Source organism: Streptomyces sp. NPDC059851 (genome assembly GCF_042732005.1).
GTDB lineage: Bacteria > Actinomycetota > Actinomycetes > Streptomycetales > Streptomycetaceae > Streptomyces.
Map to the genome: position 1 here is coordinate 1 of NZ_JBHWJJ010000204.1, position 10,361 is coordinate 10,361.

Genomic DNA, 10,361 nt, shown 5'->3' on the forward strand with positions numbered 1-10,361 from the left:
CCGCAGAACCCGCCGTCAACGCGTGTGACCCGTCCCCGCGCGGCTAAACCCGTTCCGGACTGGTTCCTGAACCGCCGTCACCGCCGACGCACCGCGCCCCGTCGCACGCACCGGTGCATGAACCGGCCGTGCGGAAGCAGACGAAGCACATGGAATGCACGCTGTACGACGAACGGACCGGCCGCACCGACTCCGTGCGGTGCGGCCTTGGGGACGACGCCTGCCAGGTCGTCCTCAAGGAACTGCGCGCGCTGGGACCGCACCGGTTCGGCTGGGTGCGGCTGGTCGACCCCACCGAAGCCGAACTCGTCAGCCTCGCCGGGGAGCTCGGCCTGCACCCCCTGGCCGTCGAGGACGCCCTCCAGGCACAACAGCGCCCCAAGAGCGAGTACTTCGGCGACGTGCTGACCATCGCCCTGAAGACCCTGTGGTACGTCCCCCGGGGCGACGCCGTCGAGACGGGCCAGCTGATGCTCTTCGCCGGCCCGCGCTACGTGCTCACCGTCCGCCACGGACCGGTCGACCCGGCCGCCGAGGCCGCCCGTCGCCTCGACGAGGAGCCGGCCCTGCTCCGCTACGGTCCGCTGGCCGTGGTCCACGCCGTACTCGACGTCGTCGTCGACGCGTACGGGGACGCCGCCGGCAAGGCCCGCGCGGCCCTGACCCGTCTGGAGGACAGCGTGTTCTCCCTGGCCCGTACCGACGTCACCCAGGACATCTACTCGCTCAAGCGCGAGGTGCGCGAGTTCCGCGACGCCGTACGTCCCCTGGTCCCCGTCGTCCACGGCATGCTGAACCGCGGCGAGGAGCCGTACCCCGCCCAGGCGCTGCCGTACTTCCGCGACGTCGCCGACCACCTCGTCCGCACCGACATCGAGGTGCGCACCCTCGACGAGCTGCTGAACGCCGTCCTCGACGCCCAGCAGGCCCGAGTGGCGTCCTGGCAGAACGACGACATGCGGCGCATTTCGGCATGGGCCGCCATCTTCGCCGTGCCCACCATGGTCGCCGGCGTGTACGGCATGAACTTCCAGCACATGCCCGAACTCGGGTGGAGCTACGGCTACCCCCTCGCCCTCGGCCTGATGGCAGCCGCATCCGGGGCCCTCTACCGGGCCTTCCGCCGCAACGGCTGGCTCTAGCCCGGCCGCCCGGCCGCCCGGCCGCCCGTCACCCGGACCGGACGAAGGCGGTGATCTCCGAGAGGGCCGGCCGGTAGTGCCGCCTGCCGGCTCGCCGTGGGTCGGACCCGCCGCGTACGGGGTGGGCGCGGGGCCGGCGGGGCCAGCCACTGCCCGAGGGAGTGGGAGACGACGGTGTGCAGACACACCAGCTGCTTCGTAGGCCTGCGTGCCGCTGGGCAAGCCTGGCTCGCCCACGGGGGAGTGGTTGCTGGGACGTGCCGTCACCGGTGAGGTTTCCGGTGGGTGAGTGGTGAGTTCTCCCAGCCCCTTGGCCTGCTGCTCGTGGTGCTTAAGATCCCCGAATGAAAATCGAACTGTCTGACGTACTGGACGAACTGGTCGAGCTGCAGGAAGCCGAAGACGAAGCGCGCGCCGAGGTGGATCTCCTTCAGGAGGAACTCGGCGACGTGTCCCAGTGGACCGACGAGCAGAGCGTGGCCTGGACGAACGCGTGGGAAGACTGGCGTGTGCCCACCGAGGAGCTGGACATGGCCCTGAACTACTACGCGGAGAAGATCGGTCGGGACCGCGGCGAGCTGGAGGCTGAGGTGCGGAAGGCTGCAGGCCTCGATCCGCTGCCGGTCGAAGACTGACGAGCCGCTGGCGGCGAGACCTGACGGGCGTGGAGTCGGGCCACGAAGCGGGAAAGGCCTTTCGGCGAAGGCGCGTGCCTCGGTGGTGCGGTGGTGGAAGGCGAGGGTCGTGTCCTGAACGGTGTGCGGCCGTCGTCTCCGGGAGCCCCGTCTGCAGTTCGGCGCGCTGCTCCCGGCGCAGCGCGTTGGGGCTCGCTCTCGTTGAGGCCTTGTTGCATGAGGCGGTCGTATTCGAGCCAGTGTAGGAACTGCACTGGTAGCTGGCTCGCTGGTTGCCGCCAACCCCACCGCCGCTAGGAGCGCAAAGCCCGAACACTCCCCGGCCTCCCGCGCCATGGCGGCCACCCTCATCTGCTGCTGCCGTCGCCTGAATCGGTGAACGCCAGCTCAGCACAACGCCTGCGGCCTGCGGCAGTATGGTCCAAGTGAGCGAATCATCTGCGCAGGTACGCGACGCAGCCCGACTCTGGGACGAACACCGTCATGCGCCCTTCCCCGACAGTCTCCGCGGCGCCGAGGGGGGTACAGACCTGTGGCTGCTCGACTTGTACACCGCTGGCTGCGTCGTCACGTGGCTGGACAATGGCGGCACTCTCGACGCGGAGAACAGCCGCATCCTGCAAAGCTGCCTCGAAGACCTGCAACAAGTCATCCCGGAGATCAATGAGCCTGCAGCAGCTCAGTACTACCAGCGGTTGCACCAGCTCGCCCTGCTCGTGGCAACGAACCTGGCCGGCACCAAATGAGACGGCTTCAACGGGGCGAAGGTGGACCGGCATACGCGCGGCGTGTCATCCCCCGCGTCAGTCGGGCCTTCACCTTGCCCTGGTGGGTTTCGCGGCGGGGACGACCGGGGCGCAGCGACCGGCGACCACCCGGCCTCCGCTCCGTGGCGCAATGGCGCAAGTGTGATTCCTGTCGGCTGTCTCCCGTGGTGGCCGGGAGTGCCGTCGGGCGGGGGACGGTGCCGCGCGGCTCGGAGCCGATACGGCACCCACGGGTCGACCAAGTCGTGCCGCGGCACCGGGTCTCGCAGACCGGGCCGGCCCACTCAGAGCATCCGCTCAGCTGTCGCCGCCCGTGCTCGCAGCGTGTCAGCCTCCTCGTGGCGTCCCCAAGAGGTCAGGATTTCTGCCCTGTATTCCATGGCGTACCCGTCGCCCAGCTCCTCGGCGCGCAGGAACGCCTTCACGGCCCGCTCCAAGTCACCGCAGTCCCGGAAAGCCACGCCCAGCGCGGTGATCGGGAAAGCCTCGTCCTGTGCGAGGATCACGGGCGCCCAGCGCTCGACACCAGCCGCATCGCCACGGTCGAGCGCCTGCTTGACGAGGCCCAGCATGGCGTCCGGATCGCCGAGCTCCGCGGCCCTTTCCCAGATCACCTGCGCGCGGTTCAGGTCGCCGGCCACCGTGTGCAGCATTCCGAGGTTGAATCCGGCGATCACGTTCCCGGCTGCCCATGCCCGACTCCACCAATACAGCGCGCCATCCCGGTCCCCCCTCGCACCCAGGACCGCCGCCAGGTTCCCCATCGCCACATCGTCACCCAGCTCCGCCGCAACCGTCAGCTCGGCCAGTTCCTCGTCCGGCTTCGACCGCCGACGGAACCACCAAGCCATCAACAACCACCTCGGCAGCACAGCTGCACCGATCCCCGGAATGCGGGCGAGCGCACGTCTCTCACCCGGCGATCATGCCAGTCCACACCCAGGACAGCGGACGCGAGGGTGGGGCTCGTGGGGATGACGAGGTCGACCTGTCGACCCGGCCCTGCTCCTGGCGGACGCACCACCTGACTCCGTCGTCCAGCTCCCGCCGACGCAGGCCCGCCCCGACCTGGCGGCGCTGGCGGAGCACCCGTTGGGCTTCGACGTGGACCAGCTCGCCGCCGGTCCACCGGGATCGGGGGGTGTCATCCGACGAGCCTGCCAGCAGCCACTGACCACGCTCGGCCCCCGGCTCCGGCCGGCTAGAAGAGGCCGGCGCGCATGTGCTCCACGAGGTGTTCGAGGATCTCCCGCAGCCACGGGCTGCGGGCGGCCGGCAGCCGCACCAACGTGTTCCGGAAGGTCCCCGAGTCGGCCCGGAAGGGGTAGTGGGGGTGTGGCGGGGGCGGGTCGTCGCGCAGGACGCCGTCGGGCATGCCGCCCGATGCGGGGACCGGCAGGTGCGGTGCGGGCGGGAAGGCCAGCCACTGCCACACCCCGAACGGCAGCGGCACCCGGTACACCGAGTCGGCGGGTCCGGCCGGGTCGGCCGCACCGGCCGGGGCCCAGGTCTCTCCCGTCTGCGGATGCACCGGGACGAGGAAGATGCCGGCGTCCGTGTCGGGGGCGGGCCGCCCCGGTCCCGCCAGGACCGCCCGCCGCGGCGGTAGACCCGCGGGTAGCGGAGCCGCGGGTATCAGGGCGTCGAGGGCGCGTTGGAACACCTCCGCGGTCAGGCCGCCCGGTACGGTCACCGGCCGGCCCTCCGAGGCCGCCAGCAGGTGCGCGAGCGCCCGTCCGGCAGCCGCTTCCCACTTCGGGCTCCACGACCACCAGTGCTCCGTCCCCAGCAGCGACCCCCAGGAGGCGATCGGCTCGAACGGCGGCGTTCCGCTGCCCTCTGCCGGCAGCTCCGCCCAGGAGAGCGGGAGCGGTGCGGCGCCGCCACCGCGGACGGGGACCGGAACGCGGCGGACGGCGTTCGGCGTGAACCACACGGCCTGCCAGAGCGAGCAGTCGTCGATCCGGCTCGCGACCGGCAGGCCGCACGCCCCGCACGCCATGTTGGGGCCGTCGCCCCCGTCGAGGCCGCAGCAGTAGCCGCCGGCCGCCTCCGGGATCAGTACCGTGCCACGGGCGTCGCCGGGCGCGATGACGATCGCGCCGGCCTCGCCGTCGGACAGGACGGGGACCGGCGCGTAGATGCCACGGGCCGCCGCCTCCTCCGGATCGACCTGGTCCCAGGTACGCCACGGCGGCCCGGAGGGTTCCGGGTCCACGGCGAACGTGCCCGGTTCCATGAGCACGGGGAGTTGGATCCCGTTCCCGTACTTCTGATGGGCGTGGGCCGGCAGGACGACCCGGGACAGCGGAACGGTGAGCTCGGCACCGCACCCCGCACACACAACGACGAACAAACATCCTCCGCTCACGAAGCAGACGCATCGTCGCAGCTCAACTCCGCCCGAGCAAAGCGTTTTCGCGCTGGCGCCGTTCGCCGCGGCCCGGGTGCTGCCGGTCGGGGCACTCCACCCGTCGCACGGCTGCGGACGCGGTGGCCCGACCGGTCGGTCCGGGGCGCGGCCGGCAGGGTGTTGGTTGGTTGATATGGGCACCACCCACCGGCTTATTCGTGTCATCTGCCAGTACGGCCGCCGGACATGGGCGGAGGAGACTTCTGCCACCGCCGCGACCGGCGCTCCTCCGCACTCCGGATGGCGCGGCGCGGCCGGCCACGTACGGGACGAAGCACAGAGGGGGCGGCACGTGAGCGTGCAGCAGCAGTACGACGGCATCGGCGAGGCGTTCGAGGGGTTCAAGTCCCTGCCGCTGATCCGCTACGGGGAAGTGCCGAGCTTCCTCGACATGGTCGGGGACGTGAACGGCAGGTCGGTGCTCGACGTGGCGTGCGGCACCGGCTTCTACAGCAGGGAGTTCAAGCGCCGCGGAGCCACGGACGTGTTCGGCGTCGACATCTCCGTCGAGATGATCGCCGCCGCGCGGAGGATCGAGGAACAGGATCCGCTGGGCGTGCGCTACGAGGTCGGCGACGCGGCCGAACTCGAGCAGCTGGGGCAGCCGTTCGACATCGCGCTGGCGGTGCAGTGCCTCAACTACGCCGAGGACATCGCGGAGATGGAGCGCATGTGCCGCAACATCCACCGGAACCTGGTTCCGGGCGGCGAGTTCTTCGTGTTCGCCCAGAAGCCCGACTACCGGTTCGACTGCACTTCCCTGGACAAGTACGGCTTCCGCTGCGAGCCGACGGGCGAGGAGCGGGAGGCCGGCCCGCGGGTACGGGTCACCGCCCTCCTCGATCCCGAACCGATCAGCATCCTCGGCACCGTCCCGCGCCGCGAGGTGTACGAGGAGTGCCTGCGGGGAGCCGGGTTCACAGAGCTGGAGTGGGTTCCGCTGCGGGTGTCCGAGGCCGGCATCCGCGAGTACGGGGCGGAGTTCTGGGCGGACCTCCTCGCGCACCCGCCGCTGGAGATGCTGCGCTGCCGCGCCTGACGGGCGGCCCCCGGGTATGACTCCCCCTGGGAGTGGAAGGACGAGGACGAGTACGCCCACCTCCGCAGGCTCGGCGTCATCACCGACGCCGAGCACCGGGCCGTGACCAGCGCCCGCGAACAGGTGCTGGTGATGCTCTCCGAGCGCTCCGGGGTCTTCGCGGAGGGGGAGACGGGGGCTGGGCCCGGTGGCGCTGGGACAGGACGTGGCCGGCGCCGCGCTTGCCCGATCCGGCGGGAGCCGCCTGAGTCAGGACCGCCGCGGATCGGCACCACCGGGTACGGGCGCATGCCCGTGACCCTCCGGCGGGAGCGCAACGGCCGGCCGCAGTGTGTGCGGCCGGCCGGGGTCGAGGGGGACGGGGCGGGTTTCAGGAAGCGTTGGCGCGGGCCGAGCCCGTGCTCGTGCCGTCGGCGTTGCCGAGGAAGCAGGTGACCGTACGGTCGCCGAGCGTCCAACTGGACGCCTGCGGGTAGTAGTAGAACACCTCGAGCGTCTTCGGCAGCTTCGAGGCGTCCCCGCCCACGTAGTCGGCCAGCGCCTTTCCGCCGCACTTCTCCTCGGCGCTCGCGACGACCTTGTCCGTGCCCGGGAACGCACCGCCGTCCAGGGTGAACACGGCGTACACCTCGCCCTCGTGGGGCTGATCGCACGGCACGGTCCGCACCGACTGGCGGGCCTCGGTGCCGTCCGATTCCTGCGTCTTCGCCAGGTCGTCCTCGGTGTTGAAGCAGTCGCCCTTGCGGATGTCCTTGACATCGCTGCGGCCCGGCGTGGTGACCTGCCCGCCGGTGTCACGCCGCGGGGTCGGGCCGTCGTCCAGCGCACCGGACAGTCCGAGGACGAGCATGGTCGCGTAGAACGCGATCGTCACTCCGTGGATGACGATGGCCGCGACGGCCAGCCCCTTGCCCTTCTCGCCGCCCTTGCGGATCTGCGAGAGGGCGACGAGGCCCAGGACCAGCGGAACGAGCGGGATCGCGCAGACCAGCGACATCACGAACGCCACGACGGCGGTCACGTTGGTCTTCTGCGGCTGCGGCGGGTACCAGCCCTGCGGACCGCCGTACGGCGCCCCCTGCCCGGGCAGTCCGGGCTGCCCCGGGTGGCCGGGCTGACCGTACGCGCCCGGCTGGGGGTACGGCTGCTGGTACGGCTGCGGGGACGACGGCGGCTGCGGGGGTATCGACATGCGTGTGGTGCTCCTCTAGAGGGTGGACATGGCCAACAGCCGGGCGGAACCGCCGCCGGGTGGGGACTGGTGGGCGGCTGATGTTCGACCAGCCGCGCCCAAGTATCACCCGGCCGGAAACCGGCTCCCGCCGGTGTACCGGCCCGGAACGACGCCCACCTCCGCTGGCGGCATGCCGGCGGCGTCAGGCTGGGGCCGTTCAGAAGGCCTCGCCGGCCGTCGTTGAAGCCGTGCTGCGCCGGTGTCGGCACGTCGCGGACGTGCGGGAACGCCCCCGACGCCCCCTCGAACGCCCGGGGCAGGACCCGCGCCCCCGGTTCCAGCGGGCAAACGGGCTTCTCCTCACCCGGCTCCGTCAGGGCGGCCAGGAGACGGCGGGAGTGCCCTGGGTGTGCTCCGCCGCCCCGGTGCACTGGGGCGGCGGACCGGTGGGCGGCGGGCACAGGCCGACGAGGGCGTTGAAGGCGTCGGAAGCGGAGGGGGCGTCCGGGCGGTCACGGCACGGTTCGCTCCAGGTGGCGCCGCTGCCGCCCGAGGGCGGGGTGGGGGAGGGGCCGTGCCGACCGGTCGGTCAGTCGCCGCCCTGCATGACTTCCCTCGCCCGCCGCTCCATCTCCTCCTCCGGGACGTCCTCCACGTGCGAGGCGAGGCTCCAGCGGTGGCCGTAGGGGTCCTCGATCTGGCCGGTGCGGTCGCCGTAGAACTCGTTCCGGACGGGGCGCAGCTCCTTGGAGCCCCGGGCGAGTGCCGCGGCGAAGACGGCGTCGACGTCCTCGACGTAGACGTGCAGGGTGACGGGCGTGCCGCCGACGGACTTCGGTGAGCGGAAGCCCATCTCCGGGTGCTCGTCCGCGAGCATGATGACCGAGTTGCCCAGCTCCAGCTCCGCATGGCCGATCCTGCCGTCGCGCGCGGGCATCCTCATCCGCTCGGTCGCGCCCAACACGGACACGTAGAAGTCGATCGCCGCTGCGGCTCCGTCGCAGCACAGGTACGGAGTGACGCGCGGATATCCCTCGGGAACGGGCTCGACGGCCACCGGGCTCCCCGCCTTCCGGACACTGGCGGCCACCGCCGACCGCCGCCTACGCCACTGATATCCCGCGCCCGCGCGACACGTCGGACCGCCGCGCGGCAGCCGCCCCGGTATGCCCCGAAGGGCCGCACCCGCCTGACCCCGGTGCCAGACTGGTGGCGTGACGGGCAGCGGACGGCCGACGGACCGGCGCTTGGAGCGGGCCATCCTGGAACTGCTGGAGCGCCGCGACCCGACCGCGACGATCTGCCCCTCCGACGTCGCACGGGCGGTGTACGGAGGGGACGACGAGGGCTGGCGAGCGCTGATGGAGCCCGTCCGCCGCGCGGCCCGGCGGCTCGTCGCGGCCGGCGAGGTCGAGATCACCCAGGCGGGACGCCCCGTCGAGCCGGCTGAGGCCCGCGGTCCGATCCGCATCCGCCGCGCCGTGCGCTGACCCGAGTGGCCACGGGGCCGGGGGTCCTCGGGCCGGTCCCGGCGCGGCGTGCTGGTCGGGCCAGCCCGACCAGCACGCACGGCGCTCCACGAGCTCGCTCGCTTCCTCCGGCTTGGCCGTGGACCGACCAGGAGCAGCCCACCAGCCCCCCGGTGCGACCGCCCGAGGCGACATTCGGACAGTCGTCTGAGCCGGTTCAGGCGTCTGAAGCAGTGGCCGAGTGGGCGAGTTCTTCCGGTGCGGTGGTGTGTCCGCCCTCGGCGGGACGAATGGGCGGGGGTGCGGCCGTGATGACGCCACGGCGCAGCAGAACACCGCCCACGGCGGCGGAGCCGGCAGCGTCGGCCGCAACTCCCGAACCGTCCCTTCCCGTGCGGCTCACGGCCGTCCCAGAACGTCCGAATTTCGACCGTGTCGGGGGGGAACACCCGCTGCCCTCCCGCCGGTTCACCGAAGGGAGCCGGGGCGGGTTCGATACGACCCGTCCCGGACCGCCAGACCACGGGCAAGGAGAAAGCGTGCGCATACTCTTCACCGGACCGGCCGCGGCCGGCCACCTCTTCCCGATGATCCCGACCGCGCAGGCCCTGCGCGCCGCCGGCCACGAAGTGCTGTTCGCGAGCTCGCAGCCGCTGGACCGGCTGCGCGAGGCCGGATTCCCGATCGTCGAGATCGGCGACGGCCGTACCATCCGGGACGTGTTCGAGCAGGCCACCGGCGAGGAAGTGCGGTACGTCGCCCACGACATGACCCCCGAGGAGATCCTCGACAGCGCGGCCCACGGCTTCGCGCTCGCCTCCCGCCCCACCGTGGACGGCCTGCTCTACGCCGCCGAGAACTGGGGTGCCGACCTGCTGGTCTACGACTCCTTCCAGGCCTCCGCCCCGCTGGTCGCGGCCAAGCTGAAGATCCCGTCGGTGATCCAGAACTTCGGCGTCACCTCCGGCCTCGACATGGTCGGCCGGATCGCCGCCAACTTCACCGAGGCGTACGAGACGTACGGCGTCGCCGGTCCGGCCGAAGCCACCGCGCTGAACATCGTGCCCGCCTCGCTGGGCGGCGACCCGGGCGGCCTGCGGATGCGCTACGTCCCCTACAACGGCGGCGGCACCATAACCGCCGAGCTCCTCCGCCGCGGCACCCGCCCGCGCGTGGCCGTCACCCTGGGCACCGTGCTCACCGAGCTGGACGGCGTCCGCGCCATCGTCCGCCTGATCGAGGCCGCGGCTTCGGTGGACGCCGAGTTCCTGCTCGCCGTCGGCGACGCCGACCTCACCCCGCTCGGCACCCTCCCCGACAACGTCCGCCCGCTGCCCTGGGTCCCGCTCGCCGAGCTGCTGACCGCCTCCGACGCGCTGATCCACCACGGCGGCTCCGGCACCCTGCTCACCGCCCTGCAGGCCGGCCTGCCCCAACTCCTCCTCCCGCAGGGCGCCGACCACTTCACCAACGCCGACGCCCTCACCGCCACCGGCGCCGCCCTGAGCTCAACCTCCGACGGCGTCGACGTCCCGCTCCTCACCCGCCTCGTCACCGACCCCGCCCTGCGGGGGGCGGCCGCCGCCCTCCGGGCGGAGAACGACGCCCTGCCGAGCCCGGCCGCGACCGTTCCCGCCCTGGAGGCCCTCGCCGCCACCCCGTAGCGGGCAGCACCGCCCCCGGGGGCGGGCGCGCCCTACGCCCCCCCCCCCCGCCGGCCGA

The 10,361-nt window shown here is 72.3% G+C and carries 10 protein-coding genes; 6 read left to right on the forward strand and 4 right to left on the reverse strand.

Going from position 1 to position 10,361, the window contains the following annotated elements; all coding sequences use genetic code 11:
- Nucleotides 1–128 precede the first annotated feature (128 nt).
- The 3 genes from ACFV7Q_RS36780 to ACFV7Q_RS36790 all read left to right on the forward strand — a co-directional run bounded on the left by ACFV7Q_RS36780 (nucleotide 129) and on the right by ACFV7Q_RS36790 (nucleotide 2,523).
- Nucleotides 129–1,142 (forward strand): magnesium and cobalt transport protein CorA, encoded by a 1,014-nt coding sequence (locus tag ACFV7Q_RS36780; RefSeq protein WP_385435290.1) that lies wholly within the window; start codon nucleotides 129–131, stop codon nucleotides 1,140–1,142.
- A 344-nt stretch (nucleotides 1,143–1,486) separates the two neighbouring features.
- Nucleotides 1,487–1,777: a hypothetical protein gene (locus ACFV7Q_RS36785; protein ID WP_385435291.1), complete on the forward strand. Its 291-nt coding sequence runs from the start codon at nucleotides 1,487–1,489 to the stop codon at nucleotides 1,775–1,777.
- Between the two features lie 425 nt (nucleotides 1,778–2,202).
- Nucleotides 2,203–2,523: a hypothetical protein gene (locus ACFV7Q_RS36790; RefSeq protein WP_385435292.1), complete on the forward strand. Its 321-nt coding sequence runs from the start codon at nucleotides 2,203–2,205 to the stop codon at nucleotides 2,521–2,523.
- 305 nt (nucleotides 2,524–2,828) lie between these two features.
- Here ACFV7Q_RS36790 and ACFV7Q_RS36795 read toward each other — a convergent pair whose 3' ends face one another.
- Complete coding sequence (locus tag ACFV7Q_RS36795) at nucleotides 2,829–3,395, reverse strand: hypothetical protein (protein WP_385435293.1); 567 nt, start codon at nucleotides 3,393–3,395, stop codon at nucleotides 2,829–2,831.
- A gap of 350 nt (nucleotides 3,396–3,745) precedes the next feature.
- On the reverse strand, nucleotides 3,746–4,900 hold the full coding sequence (locus ACFV7Q_RS36800) for a hypothetical protein (protein WP_385435294.1): 1,155 nt from the start codon (nucleotides 4,898–4,900) through the stop codon (nucleotides 3,746–3,748).
- Nucleotides 4,901–5,249: 349 nt separating this feature from the next.
- On the opposite strand from ACFV7Q_RS36800, the gene ACFV7Q_RS36805 reads away from it, so the two are divergent.
- Complete coding sequence (locus ACFV7Q_RS36805; protein ID WP_385435295.1) at nucleotides 5,250–5,996, forward strand: class I SAM-dependent methyltransferase; 747 nt, start codon at nucleotides 5,250–5,252, stop codon at nucleotides 5,994–5,996.
- 370 nt (nucleotides 5,997–6,366) lie between these two features.
- Here the strand turns inward: ACFV7Q_RS36805 and ACFV7Q_RS36810 are convergent, their stop codons facing one another.
- Nucleotides 6,367–7,188 carry a septum formation family protein gene (locus ACFV7Q_RS36810; RefSeq protein ID WP_385435296.1) on the reverse strand — a complete coding sequence of 274 codons (822 nt, stop codon included), beginning with the start codon at nucleotides 7,186–7,188 and terminating at the stop codon, nucleotides 6,367–6,369.
- A gap of 571 nt (nucleotides 7,189–7,759) precedes the next feature.
- On the reverse strand, nucleotides 7,760–8,227 hold the full coding sequence (locus tag ACFV7Q_RS36815) for a VOC family protein (RefSeq protein WP_385435297.1): 468 nt from the start codon (nucleotides 8,225–8,227) through the stop codon (nucleotides 7,760–7,762).
- Between the two features lie 157 nt (nucleotides 8,228–8,384).
- Here ACFV7Q_RS36815 and ACFV7Q_RS36820 point away from each other — a divergent pair, with 157 nt between their 5' ends.
- The gene (locus tag ACFV7Q_RS36820) at nucleotides 8,385–8,660 is read left to right on the forward strand and encodes a DUF3253 domain-containing protein (protein WP_385435298.1); all 276 of its coding nucleotides are present in this window, start codon (nucleotides 8,385–8,387) and stop codon (nucleotides 8,658–8,660) included.
- A gap of 518 nt (nucleotides 8,661–9,178) precedes the next feature.
- Complete coding sequence (locus ACFV7Q_RS36825) at nucleotides 9,179–10,303, forward strand: nucleotide disphospho-sugar-binding domain-containing protein (protein ID WP_385435299.1); 1,125 nt, start codon at nucleotides 9,179–9,181, stop codon at nucleotides 10,301–10,303.
- Nucleotides 10,304–10,361: the final 58 nt, after the last annotated feature.

Excerpts from the sequence above, each read along its gene's own strand:
- ACFV7Q_RS36785 (WP_385435291.1), top strand. The coding sequence starts at position 1,487 with ATGAAAATCGAACTGTCTGACGTACTGGACGAACTGGTCGAGCTGCAG.
- ACFV7Q_RS36795 (WP_385435293.1), bottom strand. The coding sequence starts at position 3,395 with ATGGCTTGGTGGTTCCGTCGGCGGTCGAAGCCGGACGAGGAACTGGCC.
- ACFV7Q_RS36810 (WP_385435296.1), bottom strand. The coding sequence starts at position 7,188 with ATGTCGATACCCCCGCAGCCGCCGTCGTCCCCGCAGCCGTACCAGCAG.